This is a genomic window from bacterium, from assembly GCA_016708315.1.
Lineage (GTDB): Bacteria > Zixibacteria > MSB-5A5 > CAIYYT01 > CAIYYT01 > JADJGC01.
In genome coordinates, this window is sequence record JADJGC010000009.1 from 1 (window position 1) to 23372 (window position 23372).

Genomic DNA, 23372 nt, shown 5'->3' on the forward strand with positions numbered 1-23372 from the left:
AAATCATCGAGCCTTCGTAGTTGACCTGCGCGCCGACATTGTAATAACTGCGCTTGTAGTCAACATCGACTGTGGCCGCAACTGGAGTCGGATCGAACAAATCGGTCGTCGTCCCGGAGCGTTCCATCATCAACACGCCGCCGAACAGCTTGAGATACTTCATTGGCTGTACGCTCAATGATGCATGCTCTTGATGGCGGCGCGTGAAGCTGGTCCCGTCGAAATTGTAAATCCGGCGGAACTGGTCGTGACCAACCTTGACATCGAATAGTCCCGGCTGTGCCAGCGAAGCATTCATATTGCGGTTATTGAGAATGATATTATGCAAATTGGCTCTCATCAGCATTCCGTTGTCGAATCTGTAACGGAATCCTTCCAATGAGATCGTAGCGCCTTCATACAAGTTGAAAGTTGGGTGATAAGCGCTTTGATTGCCTTCTTCGTCAAGATAGACATAACCAACCTTGACATCGCCCGAACCCGCTGCCGCAAGTGACAACGAGCAAAGAGCGGCGATGAGAATGGCTGTCTGCCCAAGTACCTTAAATACTCTCATATTCCCCTCCTTACTTCTTCAGGTTGTCATGACAGCCGGATGAGTAACAATTGGCGTAGAACGTCGTTGTTAACATCGGGTCAAGAAACAGGCGGTTATCGTTCGAACCGTGAAATTCGGTATGGCAGTTAACGCAGTCGATTCTGGTCGCCATTCCGGAATGTGCAACGCGATGCCCGGCCGGCATACCGTGACACTGCAGACAGGTCCCGTTTTCGGGCTGAGTCAGCAGCTTCTCATTCGGCGAACCGTGCGGGCTATGGCATTCGATACATCCGCCGCCGTCAACCAGATGGTTGAAGGTAACCGGGTGTTCGTAAACGTGCGGACCGGCATAATCAGAGTGACAACTCTGACAAGCCCAGTCGAATCCGGTCGCAAGCATCATGTCTTTGCGATCCGACATTGAGTGGCAGTCCTGACACTTGACACTGCCTTCGTGAAGCGGATGCGCCGAGCGTGCGCTAAACTGTGCCATTACAGTCGAATGGCAAGTCGCGCAGTATTCTTCCGACTCATCCTTGACCAGCCCTTCGTTCATGTTGTCATGAACACTGTGACAGGTCGCACAATCGAGCCCCGCCCGCCCATGCGGATCAGTCGTCACCATGGCGGTCTGATGCTCCCCTTGGTGGCAACTGGCGCAAAGATTTGCCTGGGCTGCAAAAGCCAACTTGCTCGGCACTGCCGGTTTGTTGACTTCGGGATCGTCCAGATGCTTTTCCCAGTCTCCATGACACCCAACACAGGTAACAGCCATTCCCTTGGCAGTCGCCGAAGTCAGGGCATGTTTTGAACCGAGAAGGTTGTCTGCCTGGTCTTGATGGCATTCAAGACAAGCGGCGTTGTCGGCGGTAGCGTTGTCGGAAGCTACTAACTTCCCGCTCACCAACCAGCCACATAGTCCCAGTGCTATCACAACCAGAAGCAAGACCCTCGCGGTTCGGTACATGTTGATTTTATTCATATCAACCCCGTTAATGAGTAATTACTCCATGTTTTGATTGTGGATTTACGATGTCCGAATATGTGAAATCTATCACAAAGTCCTCTTCTTTCAGTTGCCGCATTTAAACCGAATGCCATTCTATAGTCAACAAAAAAGTGTCATAGTTTTGTCATCTTTCGACATTTCACTTAAGTTTATCGTGAAAACAATCACAAACTTGAGTGCCAAAAGAGTGATTTAGTCCCTTAAAAGCAGGACGGTCTTCGTGTGGTATTGGGTGAGTGTACCTATTCAGCAATTCCTATCGGAAATGCTAACCAACAAAATGTGGGCAAATGAGGTTATATTTAATTAGATAGCTTCGATTTCACCGACATTGGCATAGGTGTAGTTCGTACGGTAGGGATATTTATCGATATCATCGACTTGCGTAACACCTGACAACACTAAGATAGTATCCAACCCAGATTGAATTCCGGCAATAATGTCGGTCTCCATATTGTCGCCGATCATTATAGTCGTTTCCGAATGCGAATCGATCTTCCAAAGTGCCGCCCTCATCATATAAGGATTCGGCTTGCCAACATAGAATGGCTTCTTTCCTGTCACGCGTTCAATCGGTGCAGCCAAAGCTCCGCACGACGGGAATCCTGAAGGACCCGACACATCAGGGTTGGTCGCAATGAACCTCGCTCCATGGCGAATAAGCCGTATTGCCTTCTCTATCATCTCGAAATTGTATGCCCGAGTCTCCCCGAGCACAACGAAATCTGGGTCTTGATCCGTTATCTTAAATCCGTGCTCGTACAGCGCGTGAGTTAGCGCACCCTCACCGATTACAAATACCTTGTCGCCAGCTCCTTGGCTCTGCAAAAATGTCGCAGTCGCCATAGCAGAAGTATAGAAATGCTCTGCTGGCACTTCAAGACCAGCATTCTTCAGTCGATGGCTTAGATCAGAAGGTGTCAGCGAAGGGTAATTCGTTATGAACAGAAACGGGGTTTTTCGCTCTAAAAGCGAGTCAACAAACTCCTTGGCGCCTTCAATAAGGTGATTATCCCAAATGATAACGCCGTCCATATCGCAAAGTACTGATTTGTTCTTTTCTAATCTAATTGGCATAGTCCTATTTCCACTTGAAGTTGTTTCGCGCTTTGCCCGCAAAATAACGGAACACTCACCTAAGTCAACAAGTACAAATTGTATATCTTTGGCAGCTAACTCAAGTTCTTGCAACGAAATCCGAACGAATCAAAAGGGTAGCGCCAAAAAAGATTTTGCATTTGTCCTGCTGGCGCGTCAAATTGGTGCTGGCTATCTCGGCTCATGACCCGGTTTGGAGCTCAAGACTTGTTTGTTATTGCATTGCGGGTACTTATTGCCTGCCTATTCACCCTTATTGCCGCCTCCGGTGTTTACGGACAAACGCTTGGAATGCGTCATCCTGCGCCCTCGCCAGATGGTTCAAGAATCTGCTTCTCCTACGAAGGCGACCTCTGGACTGTCTCCGCACAAGGTGGAAATGCAACGAGACTTACCGTCCACGTCGGCTACGAATCTTTCCCGTCTGGTCGCCGGATGGCAAGAGCATAGCCTTTTCCTCAAACCGCTACGGCAGCCTCGACGTTTTCACCATACCCTCTGCGGGTGGTAAGGAAACGCGCCTGACTTGGCACTCCGATGACGATTTTGTCTCCGGCTGGTCGCCCGATAGCCGACGCGTCCTGTTTCATTCTCGCCGCGACCAGACTTTCGAACAGGTCTGGGAAATCTCGGCCTTTGGCGGCCGTGAAAAACCACTAACGCAAATCGCATCGACCTTTGGGACCAAAACGTCTGACAATGAGAAGCTGATATTTGTCCGAGGAGCAATCCCCTGGTGGCGCAAAGGTTACCGTGGCAGCGCCAATTGCGACATCTATTCCAAAGATCTCAAATCGGGTAATATCGAGCAACTGACGTTCTCGTCGGGAAATGACTTGTACGGCGCCATCGTCCCCGGTTCTGCTGAACTTGTCTACTTGTCGGACTCGACTGGGAACTACAATCTCTTCCGGCGCAATTTGATCGGAAGCACCGTCGTTCAAATGACGAACCACCGTCTCGACGTGCACCATCCGACATTGTCTGCCGACGGATCTCTGGTTGCTTACGAGCTTGCCGGCGAGATATACCTCTACGACATGAAATCTCTGCAGGGCCGCAAACTGATGGTCGAAGCAATTAGCTCAGAAAAGACCAATGACTTTGCGTTTTTCAGCGCCGATTCCGGCATCAGCGAATTCGTGCTTGCGCCTGATGGCAACTCATTCGCCTATATAGTCGGGGGCGAGGTGTTCTGCCGATCCCTCGGCGATGACGATCAGAGGCACTTGACGAATTCAGTTGCCGCAGAACACGACCTTTTCTGGGCTGAGGACTCGCGCCAGTTAGCATTAGTTACCCGCGTCGACGGCGATTATGCCATCCAGCTCCTCAGTTCCAATGACTCCCAGCGCCCATTGCTGCAGAATTCACACGATCTCTATGTCGAAACTCCGGTTAAGTCCCAACAAAGCCTGAGATCGCCGCAAATATCTCCTACCATGGCGCGAATCGCTTTCATCCGCGGCGATGTCCAACTCGTAGTTGCCGACATGAGCAAACTTACCGAACGCACCATCGCCGACAAGAATACCATCGGAGACTTCTCCTGGTCTCCCGATGGACGCTACATCGTCTTCACTCAGCGTGACGGCAATTGGGACAATGAGTTATTCATAGGCGACAGTGAAAGCGGTTCGATTGAAAAGGTCAGTACTGTTCCCGGTTGGTATCGCGAGCCAAGATTCTCATCCGACGGTAAGATGATTTACTATATCGAAGACGGCGATGTCTACTACTTCTACCTCGACCGTCAGGTTTCCGAGATGTCGCATTCACAACGACGAGAATACCTCAGTTCCTCTTCGACACCGTCGTCGCGAACTGCTTCGCCAGTGACGATTGATTTTGAGGCAATTTCCAACCGGGTTCAGCGGCTCACCGAATCCGGAATCGTCGTGTCCGTAGCAGCGGCTTCAAATTCGAGCGCATTTGTCTTCTCTACTATTAGCGATGAAGTGTTTCATCAACACATAGAGGATCCTAAACCGAAACTCCTCACTGAGGCAATCTCGCGTCCCCACGGGCTTCAGTTCCGGGGCGAGTCAAACGAGTTTGTTTTGAATGACGCAACCGGACGCTTGTTCTCGATTGACACGGAGATCGGCATTCCAAATCGAATCGGTTTTCGCGCCGAATGGTCCGTTAGTCGCAGTGAACTGCATCGCCAAGTATTCGGCGACGTTTGGAGCGAGATCAAGAATCGCTTCTATGACAATTCTTTCCACGGCACGAATTGGGAATCATTGCAGGAGATTTATCGTCCGCAAGTAGCCGCACGTTCCGAACTTGTTGATTTCCACGATCTCGTTCGCGAGATGCTCGGACAGATAAACGCTTCGCATCTGAACATCTGGCCGAATCAAAGCAACCTCCGCGAGACCGGCATGATCGGCGTCTTTCCCGACTACGAAGACAATGCCGCCGGCGTGATTGTACTTGAAACGCTCCCAGGACTCACCAGCTGCGCGTAAGATATCAGAAATCCGGGCATTTGATAAAATCACAGCCATCGACGGCGTTAAACTCGAATCAACGACTAACTACTTCGCACCGCTTGAGGGTGTGATTGACAAGGAAGTCAAGGTCGACCTTATTAATCGCGGCGGTATCACTCGTTCGGTGTACCTGACTCCGGTATCCCAAGACGAATATCACGAACTCGCTTGGCGCTTCCGCGAGTCAAAAACTCAAGGCACTGTCGATCAACTCTCGCAAAATCAAGTTGGCTACATTGCTCTGCAGCAGATTTCCGCAGCCAGCGTGGCAAAATTCGAAGACGATATCAAAGTGCTTTCGCAATCAAAACGTGCACTCGTTATCGACCTGCGCGGAAATTCTGGAGGATCGGAGCACGACCGCCTATTGTCGATTCTATCGCGCAAACCGTACGTCAAACACAGTCCGCGCCTTGGATCTGGCGGTTCCGACGCACCTTGGGCATTCGCCGGCCCGATCGCTCTCTTGGTGGATGAGTACACAAGCTCTGATGCTGAGATAGTTGCGCAGGGATTCAAAGAGTTGAAATTAGGAGAAGTGATCGGCACAACAACTTATGGTGCCGTCATTGGGACTGAGAAGAAGATTATGGCCGATGGTTCTGTGCTTAGCGTACCGACAGTCGGTTGGTTCTCGTTGTCTGATCAGAATCTGGAGAATCTCGGGGTTACGCCCGACCACCACGTTGCACTGGACTTAAGCAAAGCCGACCGCGGCGAAGACAACCAGTTGGCCGAGGCCGTCTCCCGCTTGATGTCAAAACTTCGTTAAGCTAACACCCGCAATTTTGCATACTTTGCCAGCAGCTTTTTGGTGCCGGCAAAATGGAAACGTACTTCGACTTCTGTTGAATCACCGGAACCGCTCCGCTTCAGAACCGTTCCTTCTCCCCACCGTGCATGAGCTACCGAGCTGCCGACTCGAATCGCTGCGAACTGATCATTTTGCATTGTCATTGCATGCTCGTAGTCGGAGTTCACTGCCCCATACGCATTGACCATTGTGTGCCGTTCCGCTACTACGACTTCGTCGGGCAATTCGTCGACAAATCGCGATCTGATTGACTGCCGCCCACCAAGACGAGCGCGCGTGTTTGCATAGGAAATAAACAGCCGCTTCTTCGCCCGTGTCATTGCCACGTAGAAAAGCCGCCGCTCTTCTTCAAGGTCAGCCGGGTTTTCAAGGCTCCTGCCCAGCGGAAATAATCCTTCCTCAAGACCGGCTACAAAAACTGCTTCGAATTCCAATCCCTTGGCAGCGTGAATTGTCATCAAGGTAACAGTGTCGCTCTCGCGATCCCAGTTATCGAGATCTGTATAAAGCGAAATCTCCTGCAAGAAATCCGCCAGTGTCGCCTCGGGTCTCTCAACGCCGAAATCACCCGCCGATGATGCCAATTCCGCTACGTTATCCAAACGCCCTTCTGTGCCGCTCGGATCGTTCTCCTTGAGATCCTTGTTGATTCCCGATTGCTCTGCGACCAGTGTCAACAGCGGTTCCAGCGGCAGGGAGCGCGACATCTCCTTAAAGTAGTTTATGATCTCAACGAACTTCGCCAGCTTGACGACGACGGTTCTGCCCAACTCGGCATTCGCGCCCTTGTCGATCGCCAACTCAAACAGCGATAGATTCTTGGACCGCGCCAACTCGCTCATCGCGGCGACCGTCGTGTCGCCAATTCCCCTCTTGGGATAGTTCACCACGCGCTTGAAACTAACGTCGTCCTTCGGATTCTCGATCAACCGCAGATACGCCATCATGTCCTTGATTTCCTTGCGCTGATAGAATCTCAGTCCGCCGACAATTCGATATGGAATGAATCTGCGCTTGAGCGACTCTTCAATAGCGCGTGATTGAGCGTTGGTGCGATACAGAATCGCAATCTCGCGTCGAATCACTCCCTGTGCTACCAGCGTCTCGATGTTCTCGCAAATCTTTTCGGCTTCGTCGCGATCCGTTTCCACAATCAACAATGTGACTGGATCACCCTTGTCGCCCACAGAATAAAGCGTCTTGCCCTTGCGCATCTGATTGTAAGCGACGACCTCGGAGGCCGCCTTCAGAATCGTTTGCGTCGAGCGATAGTTTTGCTCGAGACGGATGATACGGCAGTTCGGGTAGTCCTTTTCAAAGTTCAGGATATTGTCGATTGTTGCGCCGCGCCATCCATAAATCGACTGGTCCTCGTCACCCACAGCAAACAGATTCTTATGTCCCGCTGTCAACAACTTGGCGAGCATATACTGAGCGTGATTGGTATCCTGATACTCATCGATCATAACATAGTGATACTTGCTTTGCAGCCGCATGCGCGTTTCTTCATTGTCCCGAAGAATCTTAACGGCATAAAACAGCAAGTCATCGAAATCCACTGCTCGCGCCGCAAACAGTTTCTTCTGGTAGAGTTCATATACACGCGCCACACGCTCTGTGATGAAATTCCCTGCCATCGTCAGATACTTTGCCGAATCTACCAATTGTGATTTCGCGTCACTGATCTTGCTCCGCACCATTTGGGGCGCCGTCGTTTTGATATCCAGGCCCAGTTCAGCAATACTTGTCTTGACGAGGCTCATCGCGTCGTCTTCATCATAGATCGTGTAGTTCTGCGGAACACCGATTCGATCACCGTAAAACCTGAGCATCAATGATGAAAAAGAATGGAAGGTCGAAACTTGCATCCGGCGTTGGTCGATCTCAGTCAACCTCTCGATTCGCGCCTTCATTTCGCCCGCCGCTTTGTTCGTGAAAGTAACCGCCAGAATCTGTTCCGGCGCTGCATGACCTTGCGCCACCAAATGCGCGACGCGTGACGTCAGAACTTTCGTCTTACCTGAACCCGCTCCAGCGAGCACAAGTAGTGGACCGTCGACATGCGTCACAGCTTTGAGCTGTTCGCTGTTCAAACCGCCGAGGATTTTGTCTTGACCATTCATGGGTTGCCCAATATACTTGTGACCGATATCATGACAAGTGAAACTTTGCCGATACTTCGCAGTTTATCCTTATGAAATCACGCTCAAACAACGATCAATTCTACCAACAGCTTGCGCCGGTCTATCATCTCAAAGTTGACTGGCAAAACCGCAGCTCCAAAGAAAATCAGCTCTTTGCATATCTGATCGATTCTCTCTAAAGCCGTCATCTGTGCTCGATATCGGCTGTGGCGACGGAGGCCACGCCTCCCGCTTTGCTTCAGCAGGAATACGCTATCATGGTCTCGACAGTTCATCTGCGATGATCGAAGCCGCAGTCAAATCGCACTCCTCGCTCTCAGGCGTTACATTCTCAGTCGGTGATATGGCAAAACTTCCGAAGTTATTCTCAGGACAGTTTGATCAGGTTGTTATGCTCGGCAATACACTTCCCCACCTCTTGACTCGTCAGAAGCTGAAGGCTACCTTTACCGGTATCAGCCGCTCATTAATCAATTCGGGATACTTCGTACTGCAAACGGTCAACTCCGGTACATTCACCGGAAAAGAAATTCATTTCCTGCCCCCGAAATTGACTACCGAAGTCCTCTTCGCTCCGTTCTATTCCAAGCGGGGCGAATTCTGGGATTTCTATATGCCAATATATCGCCTTACAAATGGCGTCGTTTCCTCCTCGAACATCACCTCAACCAGCCTGAAGTTTTGGACTAAGAAGGAAATCGTCGCTCAAGCCCAATCTCTCGGACTCAAATTGACCGCTGCATTTGGTAATGCCAAACTCGACCCGTATCGGACTGCCACAAGCGACAACATGATTCTGATTTTCAGAAAGCTCACCAATGCCCGAACTGCCCGAGGTTGAAACTGTCGTGCGCGGACTGAATGCGCAGGCCAAAGGCCGGACCATCAGGACGATTCCGCACATCGCCGAGCATCTTCGCAAACGCGACACCGAATTGCGGACTCTGGCAGGCGATACATTCGTGAATTTTGACAGGCGCGGCAAATACATCATCGCCGAGCTCGCTTCCGGACGGCAGTTGCTGATCCATTTGCGTATGAGCGGTCAGATTCTGTTTATAGATAATCGCGAACGGCGTCAGTCCCATGATCATTTCGTCTCGACCTTCACAACTGGCTCCGACAAGTTGATCTTTCGCGATACACGAAAGTTCGGCATTATGGAGTTTCTCCGGGAAACCAACAACGAGGGTTTCCGCAAGCTCGGCATTGAGGCAACCGCCATCACACCGACTATCCTGGCCAATCTGCTTAGTGTCAGTTCGCGCCCGATCAAAGCGCTTCTCCTTGACCAGTCGGCGCTGGCCGGATTGGGTAATATCTATGCCGATGAATCCCTGTATCTTAGCAGAATTCACCCCTTGCGCCCCTGCAATCAGGTCCAAGATACTGAAATCGCTGATCTTGCCTCAAGTATCCGCAAAGTGCTTGATTCCGCGATTAAGAAAATGGGCACTACGTTCGACAGTTATAGTGGTGTCAACGGCAATCCGGGTGAATATTCCCGCTACCTCCGTGTGTATAATCAGGAAGGTAATTCTTGTAGCCGTTGTGGTGAAATAATTGTTAAAATCAGAGCAGTTGGGCGCGGAACACATCTTTGTCCCGGTTGCCAGCAGCTGAAACCAGTTAGAAGAAGAAAGAGAGTCCGATGAAGCTGATTGTCACTCTAATACTGTTCGCTCCGATACTTCTGTTCGGCCAATCGGCCATTCCCAAAGCGGTCAACGAGACTGTTAATGTCACTTCTCGCGCCAAGAAAGGTGACCTGCAGCGATATGAGGTATGGGTGGAATCCCGTGCCCTCAGTGAAAACTCGACGCCTCTCACCTATAAGCGCGACCTGCTCGCGTTTTCGCAATACTGCGCCAGTAACACGCCGGAGAAGGGACTCGATTATAAAATCACAATCGACTCGTTCGCAGTCGGGCAAAACGGTCCCGCTGAAAAACCTGATCTTCGCCTTCAGACCGTACGCCAGCTCGATGGATTCTCGATTCCTTCTATGCTTACGCGCGCCATCCCCAAAAAGGGAGAATGCTACGATCAGGGAATAGTCATCCCCGACTCGCTGATTTATGTCGAAATCTTCGACTTTGCCGAAGCCTACAAGTATGCCCGTCTGATCGAGCAGCTTCGTTATTCCGCCGCTTCGCAACTCACCAAAATTGGCGATTCCGCCAAGGTGACAATTCCGTACCCGTTATGCATGAAAATAGAGAGCGTCGTCAGGGACTATAAATTAAACCTCGCTCCGATGGTGCTTGAGTTAACCGGCCTGACTAACGTTCAGAATCGCCCTTGCGCGATTGTCTATCTCCACCCTTCGACTTCGCCTTTGAGTATCGAACATTGGGCTGGTCCCACAGCTTCATACTATTGGGAAGGTTCGCTAACTATCACCGCCAGCTTCCTGATAGCCTTGGACGATGGCGATATCCTCGCGGCAAAGGTTAGCGAGAGAGGCGATGCCCAAGTATCCGGACCGAATGGCAAAGTGTCACCGAGCCATCGCGTGAGAAACTTCGAATTTCGTCAAATCAACTAATCTCCAAGTTTGACTCCTGCAAGCAAGATCAACAGCCCGACGGCAGAGAATCCCTCTGCCGTCGGGCTGTGATTTTTCCGAACATTTCAGAAAAACATTCGTAATAAGTTCACGTGGTAGTGTGTCTGCTCAGTTTGGCAGGCTTTTTGTGCTTTGACAAACTGAGAGCAAACCAGTAAACTTAATTGAGCTTTTTTCAGTTAGTGGTTACGTGATTCTTAATTACAATTTTCTTCTCGGCAAATTAACAATTCGTCTTATAACCCCCACAACGCGTCCATTGGAGGAATAACTATGCGTCGCACCATGATCCTCCTCACTTTGTTGGCCTTTGCCGGCTCCATGCTGATTGGAATCAATTCAGCTGAAGCCCGTTATTGGCATAACAAGTCGGGAAAGAGCAATGCCAAAAAGGCGGAAGCGCCTGAGGCCAAGAAGCCGAAACTGAAACCATTCGGCGAAGTCGCCAAGGGTCTAACCAAGGTACCGGGCCTTTTCGATTTCTATGTTGATAAGGACGAAAACAAAGTCCTGATGGCCGTCAAGAAAGACCAGTTTGAAAAGATCTTTCTGTGCAACATGACCCGTTCTGCCGGTGACGGCAGCTTCTTTGATGCCGGCGCTCAAACCGGGTCGTTCCCGTTTGAACTCCAGCGTGTCGGCGAACAGCTGCAACTGCTGATGGTCAATCTCCGCGTCCGTGCTGACTCGACGTCTGCTATGTCGCGTGCAATGGACCGTTCGATGACCAAGTCGCTGTTCGGTTCCACCAAGATTCTCTCGAATCCTGACACAGCCGGCACAGTGTTGATCGATCCGACCGAAATGTTCGTTCAGGATATTGGCAATATCAGCTACTTCCTCGGACAGCAAGGAAAGACCGGGTTCCGCTTCGATAAGACCAATAGCTATTTCGGCGCCATTAAGTCTTTCCCGCAAAATTCTGAGATCGACGTCCACCTGCACTATGGCACGAATCAGCCTAACGATGCCGAAACCCTGCCGTCACCTTACAGCATGATTCTCGGTTACCATTATTCTCTCTCGACATTGCCGGAATCCGACTATCGTCCGCGCATCGCAGACGAACGCGCCGGCTATTTCTTGACAATGCATCAAGACTACACCTCGCTGGACAGCGACCAGCCTTACGTCCGCTATATCAACAGATGGCACCTCAAGAAGAAAGACCCGGGTGCCGCAGTTTCCGAACCGGTCGAACCGATCGTGTTCTGGATCGAAAATACCACTCCAGTTGAATACCGCCCCGCTGTAAAGGCCGGTATTGAATTCTGGCAGGGCGCATTTGAAGCCGCTGGCTTTAGAAATGCCATCATCGCGAAAGAAATGCCCGACACCGCTGATTGGGATCCGGCTGATGTGCGTTTCAGCACAGTCCGTTGGTTCGTTTCACCGGGCGCCGGTTATGCCGTCGGCCCGTCGCGCGCCAATCCGTTCACCGGCCAGATTTACGATGCTGATGTCCGCATCAGCGCCGACTTCGTTCGTGGCATGTTCACCTACGCAGAGCGCTTCCTGGAACCGCTTGCCTACGGTAAATCCGAATTCGAAGAACAGCTTCGCAACCCCGGCGACGACCAGTACATGCACGCCCACTTTGGCGAAATGTGCGACTACGGTCCGAAATCAGCAGAGCTTGCCGCTGAAGGCATGGCTACTCTGATGCTGCGTTCCACCCTCGGCGACAAGTCCGAACTGACGCAGAAATACGTCAACGAATACATCACTGAGCTGGTCGCTCACGAAGTTGGCCATTGCCTCGGCTTACGCCACAACTTCCGTGCATCTGCTGCCTTCTCTCGCGCACAGCAGACCGATAAGGCTTTCGTAGCCCAAAACGGCGTCGTTACTACAGTCATGGAATATGCGCCACCGAATCTTGTACCAGACGGCGTACCGCAGCCCGATTTCTATACCACCAGACCCGGTACCTACGATAAGTGGATCATCGAGTATGGTTACAAGGAAATCAATGCGACTTCGATTGAAGAAGAGTACAACGAATTGAAGAAGCTTGCATCGAAGGCCGGTGATCCGCTCTATGCGTTCGCCACCGACGAAGACTGCTTCGGCAATTCCTCTCGCGCCATCGATCCCTATGCCACACAATTCGACCTGGGATCAGACCCGCTTGAGTATTGGAAAATGCGCATTAATCTCGGCAAGGAAATCTGGAGCAAGGTCGAGAGCGAATTCGAGAAGCCCGGTTACAGCTATCAGAGACTTCGCAATGTTTTCGGTTACGGCTGGAGCGGGTTTGCCGGTGGCGGTGCACAAATGGCTCGCTTCATCGGTGGTATCGAAAACAGCCGCGCCCGAATCGGCGATCCGGGTGGCAAACTGCCCTTCACCCCGATTCCTGCCGCAAAGCAGCGCGAGGCGTTGAAGTTTATTGCTGACAACATCTGGTCAACTGATGCATTCAACTTCAATCCGAAATTGCTGGCGAAACTCCAGCCGGAACGCTTCCCTGATTTCAATTGGTCTGTCTACGAAATGCAGCGCATCGAATATCCGTTGCATAACCAAGTCCGTAACGTCCAGATCACTCCGCTCACCTACATCTATAGCCCGACCACATTGGCCCGCGTCAATGACATCGAGAAGCTGTACAACTCCGGTGAGGACGTTTATTCCATGACGGATATCTTCCAGGATGTTCGGCGCGCCATTTGGGCGGAAGTCATCAACGGCAAGAACGTCAATGGCTATCGCCGTAATCTCCAGCGCCGTCACTTGGAGATTCTTGTCAACATGGTGACCGACAAAACCTCGCCTTATCCGGCGGATGCGCGCACACTGGCTCGCGTCGATCTGCGCACTCTGAAGGGCGCAATCGGCACCGCTTTGGGCGGGACTACTGACACCATTACTCGTGGACATTTGGAAGAATCACTGGCGACAGTCAATGCCGCTCTTGAAGCCAACATCGAATTGAAGATGTAGTCCGACGATTTGATTGGTTCGTTCACAACTGAACGACCGTGTAAAGCAATCGCCGCCCGGTTCGTAAACCAGGCGGCGATTCCATTTAGAGTGCTCCCACTTTGACGTAATTTCTTTGTGCTTCCTTCAACTCAAAATGAGGAAGCCCGGCGGTCGTTCCATCGACGCCGGGCTTTCTTTTGAAGTGAACCCGATCTGAAAGAAGCAAGAACGGTTCTACAGAAAGGCAACTTAATTTACAAGAATCCGCCCGGCCGAGCATGTCCGGGCGGATTCCATTCCCCACAACCCATCACTCCTGAAGATTGGTACCACGCACCAATGTGAGATTGGAGCAGCCGCTACTTCACTGCGACTGACTTAACACATAGCAATCATTATGCCGTTTTGAAACAAACGCTAACAAATCCTGATCAGGCTTCTGATTGGTCCCCTATTTGACTTATTGACAACGACTTACGAAATAGAAGATATTCGTCTCAGCCCAATCGCAACGCCAATTCAGAAACAAAAAAACCGGCCGATGCGCGAGTTGTCGCGCACCGACCGGCACTTTAACAGGAATCACTACGCTAAGCCACTATGAGTCATGGCGTTAGCGTTCGTAGCGAAATTTCGCGCAGTCGCGTTGAGTCTCACGCTGCGCTAATACGATACTTCTTCATCTTCGACCGCAAAGTCGCCTCTGGCAGTCCCAGTCGGGCGGCTGCACGACGAATGGTGCCGTCGCATGCATTGAGCGCCGAGTGGATAATCGAACGCTCATAAGCCTCAACAGCCTCATTCAACGGCACCGTACCTTCATTCACCTGTGCCGTAATATCCTGCGCCGGCGGAGTCAGACGCGAAATCATCCGCAGGCAGGTTGCCCTCGGGTCGCGCCTTTCCATCACACTGCACAGGTATACTTCACTCTTAAGCTCGCGGACATTGCCCGTCCAGTCGCGGTTAAGCAACTTGGTATTGAGCAGCTCCCGCGTTTGACGGTCAACTCCACGCAAAGAGACTCCTTCGAGCCGCATGAAGTGTTCGAACAATGCCAGGATATCATCTCTGCGCTCGGCAAGACGCGGTACCTTTACGGTCATGATAGCCAAACGGTAGAACAGATCTTTCCTGAAAGAATTATTCTTTGCAGCTTCTTCCAGGTCGACATTCGTTGCTGAGATGATCCGAAAATCAGCCTTGCGTGGAACCAGACCGCCGACACGGCAAACTACCTTCTGCTCCAATGCCGTCAGAAGTTTGACCTGTATCGCTAACGGCAATTCTCCGACTTCATTCAGGAAGAGCGTTCCGCCTGAAGCAGCTTCAAGATAGCCGATCTTGGTATCATCGGCACTTGTGAACGCGCCGCGTTCGTGTCCGAATAGCTCCGATTCAGCCAGTCCGTGCGGAATTGTGCTGCAATTGACTTCGATAAACTTGCCATTGCAGCGCGAGGAATGCTGATGAATGTGCTTCGCGATCATGTCCTTGCCGACGCCGGTTTCACCCAACAAAAGGACGGGGATCTCCGAATCAGCAATCGCGTTGACCTGATCCATTACCTCTGTGAACGACGAGGAACTGCCAATCAGCATCAACCTCGAGGCAAGTTCACTTTCACTGTCAGCAGGTACAGCCGATGATTCGTTCGGGACTCTCAACGAGCGCAGAATGCGTTCAGCTTCGGTCCGGTGCTCGCGAACGTGCGAAGTCTTAGTTGCAACCGATGACCACGATTGATAAGCTCTCGCCAACTCATAGCGAGCGCCGACATCGTCAAGAATTCGCGTTACGGCGCTGAATTCGGAGTCAGTGAGTCGAGTGTCACCATTATGAGCGGCAACCATTGCCAGAATACGTCGACAAGCGGCAACTTCCACACGCTCACCGAGTCTCTCAGCAATCGCCAGAGCTTCGCCGGCAAATTGACCTGCTTCGGCATTGTTGCCGAGACCAAGATTCGCTTCCGCCAGCACTCTGCTGATCTGCGATTGGTCTGAATCTAATCCAGATGCAGAATTCGCAAGAGCCAATCCTTCGGTAGCGAACTCGATCGACCGCGCAAACTCGCCCTGCAGAAGTGCAAGTTGGGCACGATAGTGCAATAACGAGATCCGATTCGCAACTTGATCAACTCCGATCATCTCTTCTGCTGCGTTCAATTCGGCGGCAGCTTCCGAGAAATTGTGCAAATGCATCTGCGCAAACGCCTGTGAAAGCAATGTGCGGCTGACGTTGACACTATCACCTTGCGCGAGATTTAGTTCAAGCGACTCGGCAAGATACTCAAGCGCGCGGTGAAACTCGCCGCTGAGATTCAAAATGGTGCCGAGGTTACCGGTGATCATGGCTTTCCACTTGGAGTCATTGATCGCCCGCGCATAGTCCATCGCTTCAAGAAGATGATCAATCGACTTGGCGTATTGACCCTTGATGAAGTGGATTCGCGAAAGCCGGTTCAATGACCGGATTACGCCGATGGTGTTATCGACGCGACGATAAGTGGCGATGAGATCGCGATACGCGCGCTCTGCCTCATTGACCCGGCCCAATTCAACCATACAGCGGCACGCCGTCGATTGCAGTTCGGCAATGAGGAGATTCTCATCTGTACCCTTAATTTTGGCGAGCGCATTCTGAACTACAGCCAGCGCTTCTTCATGTCGAGATAGTTGGAAAAGTGCAGTCCCTCTCATGGACAGGAGACGCACAATGTCTGCGTTGCCCGAAGAAAAGTTCCCGTCAGCGGCCACTACGGCAGTCTTGGCGATAACGTCCGAATAACGTTTCTCGTCAAGCAGCTGACGCAATTCGATGAGCATCGCAATTTCAATGTTTGCGAATGCTTGACTCATCGAATTTCACCCTTCTTGTTCAGGCTCATCGGCTTGGAGGTTCTAACTGTCTTCTTGGTTGTGTTGGTTTCCTTAGTTGCCTTGCTCGTCTTTGAGCCAAGCCAGTTCAACGGCACCTCAATCGAAATCACGATCGGTCCCACCGGGATACTGATAAGAGCAATGTCATCTGGCGAGACATACTGATTGTCATCCTGCCATGGATGAGCCTGATTGTCTCGCGTACTCTCCGGGAACGGTGTGTTTCTTGCTGTCAATGGATTGATCGACACCATCAGCAAACATGCGATGGCGACCAGCGAAATAAGTGATTTGAACCTCATCCTGTAGATCCTCCTGATAAAGTGTTTTTCGATCTATATCATCAAAGGCAGACTCAATGCCCTTGCGACATTCTATTTTATGCGTTTAGCTACTCTTAAGACGAATTAGGCGGTGAGATGGTACCGGTGAAAATGCACTACCTGAGTTTGCTACCCGAGTATCCACATTTAATAATAGTATCGATACCGGAGTTTGTCAAGCTAAATTCAAACTGTGTCCGGTCGATAACTGCTTGAGAGGAAGTGAATTACTATGACCAAAGCCAACAACGAAGCCATGGTTCAAATCGAAGGACACATCGTCGACTCCGATATCTTGAGCGAGGTCTTTGATCTCATCATCAAAGCCGGCGGCAAGTTTGAAATACGCGACTTTGTAATCGGAAAGACTAACGTCGAAACTTCAATCGCTCAACTCCGCGTCACCGCTCCTTCGAAAGACAAACTGACCCTGCTGCTGAACCTGCTCAATGCCAAAGGCTGCTTCGTTGTGACCGAACAGGCTGTCACTCTCAAATCTGCTCTCAAAGACCAGGGCGTGCCCGACGACTTCTACTCGACTACCAATTTTCGCACCGAAATCAGATTGGCTGGCCGCTGGATCAAAGTCGCAAACCAGCGCATGGATGGCGTCATCGTCGTAGCGAGCGGCAAAGCTTCAGTTCGCAAATTGCGCGAAGTCAAAAAGGGCGAGATGATTGTATGCGGCCTCAACGGCGTCAGAGTACACCCGGAATTCAAATCGCGCGAGCGTGGCGACTTCAGCTTCATGTCTAACGAAGTTTCTTCCGAGAAGAAGGTCTCCCTCGCTGTCGACAAAGTCGCCGATATGATTCGTCTACGAAAAGGCAAGCTGGTCATTGTCGCCGGTCCGGTAGTGATTCATACCGGCGCTGTTGATTCCCTTTCCCGGATGATCCGCGGCGGATTTATTGACGGGCTCCTGACCGGTAACGCGCTTGCTGTTCACGATATCGAAAACGCGCTCTTTGGTACATCACTGGGAGTTGATACTTCCGCCGGAACGCCGGTTGACCAAGGTCACCGCAATCACATGCGCGCCATCAATCAAGTCAATCTCGCCGGAGGGATTAAGAACGCCGTCCGCAAGAAAATCCTGCGCACCGGCATCATGTACGAATTGGTGAAAGCCAAAGTCCCCTTTGTGCTGGCTGGCTCGCTCCGGGATGATGGCCCTCTTCCTGAGACAATCACCGACATGAACGAAGCGCAAGCCGCCTACGCCAATGAAATCAAAGGCGCAGAAATGGTGTTGATGCTCTCGACAATGCTCCATTCCATCGCCACCGGCAATATGTTTCCAGCCTCAGTCAAAACCGTCTGCGTCGACATCAACCCATCAGTCGTCACCAAACTCGCCGACCGCGGCTCTTCGCAAGCTCTCGGCATCGTCACCGATGTCGGCCTCTTCTGTCACCTGCTCGCCGACAAACTCTGCAAATAGCCGAGTCTCATACTTGTGTCGATTTTGCCCCGTTTTCATGTTGACTTGAATCGTAGAAATATATCTAATACCTTCTGATCCTTAACCAGTTCAAAGGAAAACGATTCGAGACTATGACACTCTATAACTATCTTGGTATACCGGAAGACAAATCCCGCTACGATACATCACCATACGTTATTCTTCCCGTCCCCTACGAAGGCACAGTTACTTATGGCGCAGGCACCGCTTATGGTCCGAATGCCATCATCGAAGCTTCTCACGAAGTTGAATTGTTCGATGACGAACTAGGGGTCGAATCCTACTTAGTCGGCATTCACACCCTGCCGCCATTGGAGACAACTTCCAAGGGTCCCGAAGTCCAGAACGAGATCATCTACTCGCGCATAAAGACACTGCTTGGAGATAACAAAAAGGTCTGCATGCTCGGCGGCGAGCACTCGATCAGTTACGGTCCCGTTCGTGCCTGTCTTGAGAAATTCCCGAACTTGACTGTCCTCCAGCTTGATGCCCATGCCGACCTTCGCGATGGCTATCTCAATCAGAAATTCAGCCACGCAGCCGTGATGCGCCGCATTCGCGACTTGACCGACAAAACCGTCAGTGTCGGTATCCGTAACTACTCAATCGAAGAGCACGAGTACATCAAAGCCACCAATACCAAGATCGTCTCGGCTCACTACATCAACTCTCATCCCGGCTGGATCGATGAAGTCGTTTCCGGGCTGTCCGGCGATCTCTATATCACCATCGATCTCGACGGCTTCGACCCGTCACTGGTTCCGGCAACAGGAACACCCGAACCGGGAGGCTTGCTTTGGTATCCAACGCTGGAGCTACTTCGGAAAGCTGTATCTAAATGCAATTTGGTGGGATTCGATGTTGTGGAGTTGGCGCCTATCGAAGGCTATCATGCGGCGGATTTCCTGGCAGCCAAACTGATCTACAAGATAATCGGATATGATTCGTTAAAGAAGTAATCCCTGAGCCTACGGCAGATGATAGCTTCCTGCCCGTTGCCAGCCGTCAACACGCCAGCCATCAGTCTGCTTCACTACATAAAATGTCGCATCCTCAACAGCCTCTCTTCCGAGCATATCGACGACTTTGAGGTGAATCCAATATCGACCATTGTCGTCCCTGACTTCTTGAGTAACCAACTCATAGCCGCCAAGATCCTGCCGTTTCTCGGAGAAGAATGCATAGTAGTCCGTGACGTTCGCCACATTCTGCTTGCGGAGTTCTTCCTTTGCCCGTTGCGAAATCAGCGGATACATCCTGGTCGAGTTGTTTGACTCCCAATGGCTGAGGTATCGCGTCAATACTGCGTTAGGATCAGACGTATCCGTCTTGAATGCTTTCATGATCGCCAGACCGATGAAAACAAAAACTCCAGCCCACAGAAAAGTCTTGAACGACATACCTGACGCCACCTGTCACATTGTTACGTTTTATCGCTTTGCAGAACCTCTGTCCTGCAAAACTCGGGAACATCCGAACAGAAATTAGCCCTTGTATCATGTATCGGAAAGAAACCTCTCAAGTTTTACCGCCTTTTCATCAAATCTCGATCTATGCCCCTAAACCCATATTGCGCTTGACGATTGCGTATCAATGGATATACTATCCAAACAACGTTGACCCACCCCCGGAACGTCCGGGTTGTGGGGTTATTGCGTTTGTACCAAAATTCTTAAGAAGTATATGACAATTTCGAAATCAGCCTCATCCACACTATCGAACACCTTCGCCGGCACGTCGGCATTCTTGCGTCTGTTCGACCTCCTTCAGTCAAAGGATGAGATCCAGATTGCCGGGCTCGCAGGATCAGCCAACGCATTCCTCATTTCCGAACTTCGTTCGCGACTCAACACGACAATCGTCGTCGTCGTGCCGTTCGAGAAAATCGCCGCCAACCTCATTGGCGACTTGCAGGAATTGTGCGGCGAAGAGACTATCCTGCCGTTTCCAGCCTGGGAGGTCCACCCTTACGATTGGATCGCCCCGCCGCTCGAAAACACGGCCCAGCGCCTTGAGACTATCTGGAAGCTTTCGTCTGGCGTTCCCGCCATAGTCGTGACAACTCCAGATGCGCTTCAGCAGAAGACCCTCACTCGCGAACAACTAATCAGCGGTTGTTTTGACCTCAAGGTTGGCGATGAGTTCGACTTGACTTCTTTGGCTGCCAAACTTGTTGCCCTCGGCTACGAACGTATGCCCATCACCGAAGAGGTCGGCACGTTTTCCGTCCGCGGCGGTATCGTCGACATTTTCCCGTTTACTTCAGCGAATCCAATCCGTTGCGAATTCTTCGGCGACTTCATCGATTCCATTCGCTTGTTCAGCGTCCTGTCGCAACGCTCAATCGAAAAGGTCGAGAAGATCACTATCATCCCGCGACGCGAGATAATCATAAGTCAGGAAGAACTGGAAGTAATCGTCAGCACCTTTGATCAATCGACCACAGACCTGCTCAACCAAAAATGCGTAAACGGCTTCGACCAGCCAGGATTGGAGTGGCTCGCTCCGCTTCTCGACATCCAACAGAGCACCCTGTTTGATCACCTACCGCCAAATGCGGTCTTCTACCTGACTGATCAACCTCTCATAGAGGACCGTCTCGACAACCTGACCAGAGATGCAGACGCACTTTACGAAGAAGTCCGAACTGCATTTCCACTGGCGCCGACTCCAGCACAAATCTATCTGGCTTCTGAGTCAATTCTGAACCACATCAAGAACAAGAAGCATATCATTGAGCTCGCTCTCGGCACTTCGCAAGACGGCGTCAACTTCGGTCTGAAAGAACATCCTTCTTTCAACGGTCAAATCTCGGTCCTGCGCGGCTTGGTCGACGACTGGCTCAAAGATCAGAAATCCGTCTACCTGCTGAGCGACAACCAGCTTCAGAAAGAGCGTCTGCTCGAATTGCTGCCTGAGTACGCCGAGCGCATTTCATTCGGCGTGAGCGGCATTCTCAAAGGTTTTGTCATTCCGGAAACCGATACGATTGTCCTAACCGACCACCAGATATTTGAACGTCAGGTGATTCGTCACCGTCGCCGCAAATTCAAGGAAGGTCAGGCAATCAGTTCCTACAACGCTCTTGATATCGGCGACTACATTGTACACGTCGACTATGGTATTGGCCGCTACCGTGGACTTCAAGAGATAAAGATCGACGCACGTCGTCGTGAATGTCTTCTGATCGCTTATGCCGACAACGACAAGCTCTACGTCCCCATCGAAGAATTTGCCCGAGTCCAGAAATACGTTGGCAAAGAAGGCGCTCCTCAACTCACCAAACTCGGCGGCAAAAGCTGGGAGAAGGTTAAAGCTCGCACCAAGAAGGCTATTGCCGACATGGCGGAAGAACTTATTGCCCTCTACGCCGCACGTAAAGCCAAACCGGGAATGTCTTTCCCGCCTGACGACGACTGGATGCGCCAACTTGAAGCCTCCTTCCCCTTTGAAGAAACCGCCGATCAGCTCACAGCAATCGAAGCGGTCAAGAAGGACATGCTCAGCACCTCACCGATGGATCGCCTCATTTGTGGCGACGTCGGTTTCGGCAAGACTGAAGTCGCCATTCGTGCCGCTCTCAAAGCTGTCGCCGGCGGAAAACAGGTCGCCGTCCTCGTGCCAACCACGATTCTTGCCCAACAGCACTTGGAGACGTTCCGGCGACGTCTTGGTCAGTTCCCGATCCGCATCGAAATGCTCTCTCGTTTCCGCAGTCGTCAGGAGCAGAAAGAAACAATCAAAGAACTCCAGGCGCGAAACGTCGATATCATCATCGGGACTCATAGGCTCTTGCAGAAGGACCTGCAAATACCGAATCTCGGCTTAATCATCGTCGATGAAGAACAACGCTTTGGCGTAGCGCACAAGGAACGCTTGAAACTCCTCCGTCAAATGGCAGATTGCCTTACCCTGACCGCAACACCGATACCGCGAACTCTGCAAATGTCCCTGCTCGGAGCGCGCGACATGTCGCTGATTAACACCTCACCAAAGGACCGTCAGGCGATCGTAACCGAGATCGCGGAGTTTGAACCGAAGATCGTCTATGAAGCAATCAACTTCGAGGTCGCCCGCAAAGGCCAGGTCTATTTCGTCCACAACCGCGTCGAGACAATCGAGTCGATGCATCGTTATCTGGTCAAACTCTTGCCACATATTCGGGTTGGAGTTGCCCACGGTCAAATGGGCGAGCACGAATTGGAAGACGTAATGCTCGGATTCCTCCAGCGCGACTATGATGTCCTACTTTCCAGCGCGATCATCGAATCCGGCATTGATATTCCTTCCGTCAACACGATCATCATCAACCGCGCCGATCGCTTTGGTTTGGCGCAATTGTACCAACTCCGCGGCCGCGTAGGGCGCTCCCAACAACGTGCCTTTGCCTATCTGTTGGTACCTCCGGTCAAACAACTAACCGACACAGCGCGCAAACGCCTGAAAGCAATTGAACAGCACACCGACCTCGGATCTGGTTTCCATCTGGCTATGAAGGACCTTGAGATTCGCGGCGCCGGAAATATGCTCGGCGCTCAACAGCACGGCTTTATCGAAGAGGTCGGCTTCGACCTCTATTGTCGACTACTTGAAGAAGCCGTCGCCGAACTGAAAGGCGAAACCGCCGATAGCGACTTCGAGGTCAAAATCGATATCGATTGCGATACCTATATTCCGGAATCATACATCGAAGAAACCCGCCAGCGCGTCGATATCTACCGCAAGATCGCCGATGCCAAATCTGAGCAGGATTTGGACTTAGTCGCAGCCGAACTTCACGACCGCTTTGGCAAATTTGGCGACGAAACTCAGAATCTCATCGATCTGATGGCTCTGAACATCGTTGCACGCCGAAATCGCATTGCCCGGGTTCGCCTTTCAGGCGGACGCTTGACTCTCAGCTATGGCGAAGGCGAGTTGCCGACCAAAGCTCAAATCGAGCGCTTGCGCATGGCCGCTCCTGACCGCCTCGAATTCGACTCCTCCGACGGCTTTATCATCCGTTCCGAGTTTCCCGACACGGAAGAACGGCCGCTCGGAGCCGCTAGAAAACTGTTGCTTGCGCTGTCGGTTTAGCGTTAGTTAATAAGCTTCAGTTGGA

General features: G+C 51.4%; 16 protein-coding genes. 9 read left to right on the forward strand and 7 right to left on the reverse strand.

All coding sequences use genetic code 11. The features are described 5' to 3' along the window. The 3 genes from IPH59_09035 to IPH59_09045 form a co-directional block, all read right to left on the reverse strand. The coding region (locus IPH59_09035; GenBank protein ID MBK7091852.1) for an MtrB/PioB family outer membrane beta-barrel protein at positions 1–556 on the reverse strand (556 nt) is incomplete at its 3' end. 10 nt (positions 557–566) lie between these two features. Next, positions 567–1523 (reverse strand): cytochrome c3 family protein, encoded by a 957-nt coding sequence (locus tag IPH59_09040; GenBank protein ID MBK7091853.1) that lies wholly within the window; start codon positions 1521–1523, stop codon positions 567–569. A 333-nt stretch (positions 1524–1856) separates the two neighbouring features. Beyond that, positions 1857–2627 carry an HAD-IIA family hydrolase gene (locus tag IPH59_09045; protein MBK7091854.1) on the reverse strand — a complete coding sequence of 257 codons (771 nt, stop codon included), beginning with the start codon at positions 2625–2627 and terminating at the stop codon, positions 1857–1859. A gap of 182 nt (positions 2628–2809) precedes the next feature. On the opposite strand from IPH59_09045, the gene IPH59_09050 reads away from it, so the two are divergent. Together IPH59_09050 and IPH59_09055 are read left to right on the forward strand one after the other, a co-directional pair. Beyond that, complete coding sequence (locus tag IPH59_09050) at positions 2810–5122, forward strand: PD40 domain-containing protein (GenBank protein MBK7091855.1); 2313 nt, start codon at positions 2810–2812, stop codon at positions 5120–5122. After that, entirely contained in the window at positions 5088–5918 is an 831-nt protein-coding gene (locus IPH59_09055) for a hypothetical protein (protein ID MBK7091856.1), read from the forward strand. Before IPH59_09050 ends, IPH59_09055 begins: the two co-directional genes overlap by 35 nt. On the opposite strand, the gene IPH59_09060 is transcribed toward IPH59_09055, so the two are convergent. After that, positions 5915–8083 (reverse strand): UvrD-helicase domain-containing protein, encoded by a 2169-nt coding sequence (locus IPH59_09060; GenBank protein ID MBK7091857.1) that lies wholly within the window; start codon positions 8081–8083, stop codon positions 5915–5917. The two genes, IPH59_09055 and IPH59_09060, sit on opposite strands and share 4 nt — an antisense overlap. A 211-nt stretch (positions 8084–8294) precedes the next feature. Between IPH59_09060 and IPH59_09065 the strand changes: the two genes are divergently transcribed. The 4 genes from IPH59_09065 to IPH59_09080 all read left to right on the forward strand — a co-directional run bounded on the left by IPH59_09065 (position 8295) and on the right by IPH59_09080 (position 13619). Continuing rightward, complete coding sequence (locus tag IPH59_09065) at positions 8295–8945, forward strand: class I SAM-dependent methyltransferase (GenBank protein MBK7091858.1); 651 nt, start codon at positions 8295–8297, stop codon at positions 8943–8945. After that, positions 8923–9759, forward strand: coding sequence for a bifunctional DNA-formamidopyrimidine glycosylase/DNA-(apurinic or apyrimidinic site) lyase (mutM, locus tag IPH59_09070; protein MBK7091859.1), 837 nt, complete (start codon positions 8923–8925; stop codon positions 9757–9759). Before IPH59_09065 ends, mutM begins: the two co-directional genes overlap by 23 nt. Further along, complete coding sequence (locus tag IPH59_09075) at positions 9756–10652, forward strand: hypothetical protein (protein MBK7091860.1); 897 nt, start codon at positions 9756–9758, stop codon at positions 10650–10652. The genes mutM and IPH59_09075 overlap by 4 nt, the downstream gene beginning before the upstream one ends. A 294-nt stretch (positions 10653–10946) precedes the next feature. Further along, entirely contained in the window at positions 10947–13619 is a 2673-nt protein-coding gene (locus IPH59_09080) for a zinc-dependent metalloprotease (GenBank protein ID MBK7091861.1), read from the forward strand. Positions 13620–14254: 635 nt separating this feature from the next. Here the strand turns inward: IPH59_09080 and IPH59_09085 are convergent. Together IPH59_09085 and IPH59_09090 are read right to left on the reverse strand one after the other, a co-directional pair. Then, positions 14255–16462: a sigma 54-interacting transcriptional regulator gene (locus IPH59_09085; GenBank protein MBK7091862.1), complete on the reverse strand. Its 2208-nt coding sequence runs from the start codon at positions 16460–16462 to the stop codon at positions 14255–14257. Next, positions 16459–16785: a hypothetical protein gene (locus tag IPH59_09090; protein MBK7091863.1), complete on the reverse strand. Its 327-nt coding sequence runs from the start codon at positions 16783–16785 to the stop codon at positions 16459–16461. The genes IPH59_09085 and IPH59_09090 overlap by 4 nt, the downstream gene beginning before the upstream one ends. A gap of 253 nt (positions 16786–17038) precedes the next feature. Between IPH59_09090 and IPH59_09095 the strand changes: the two genes are divergently transcribed. Further along, entirely contained in the window at positions 17039–18250 is a 1212-nt protein-coding gene (locus IPH59_09095) for a TIGR00300 family protein (protein ID MBK7091864.1), read from the forward strand. A gap of 113 nt (positions 18251–18363) precedes the next feature. Next, complete coding sequence (speB, locus tag IPH59_09100) at positions 18364–19230, forward strand: agmatinase (GenBank protein ID MBK7091865.1); 867 nt, start codon at positions 18364–18366, stop codon at positions 19228–19230. Between the two features lie 9 nt (positions 19231–19239). Here the strand turns inward: speB and IPH59_09105 are convergent, their stop codons facing one another. Next, the gene (locus IPH59_09105; GenBank protein ID MBK7091866.1) at positions 19240–19671 is read right to left on the reverse strand and encodes a hypothetical protein; all 432 of its coding nucleotides are present in this window, start codon (positions 19669–19671) and stop codon (positions 19240–19242) included. Positions 19672–19954: 283 nt separating this feature from the next. Here IPH59_09105 and mfd point away from each other — a divergent pair, with 283 nt between their 5' ends. Beyond that, positions 19955–23347: a transcription-repair coupling factor gene (gene mfd / locus IPH59_09110; GenBank protein ID MBK7091867.1), complete on the forward strand. Its 3393-nt coding sequence runs from the start codon at positions 19955–19957 to the stop codon at positions 23345–23347. The last annotated feature ends 25 nt before the right edge of the window (positions 23348–23372 follow it).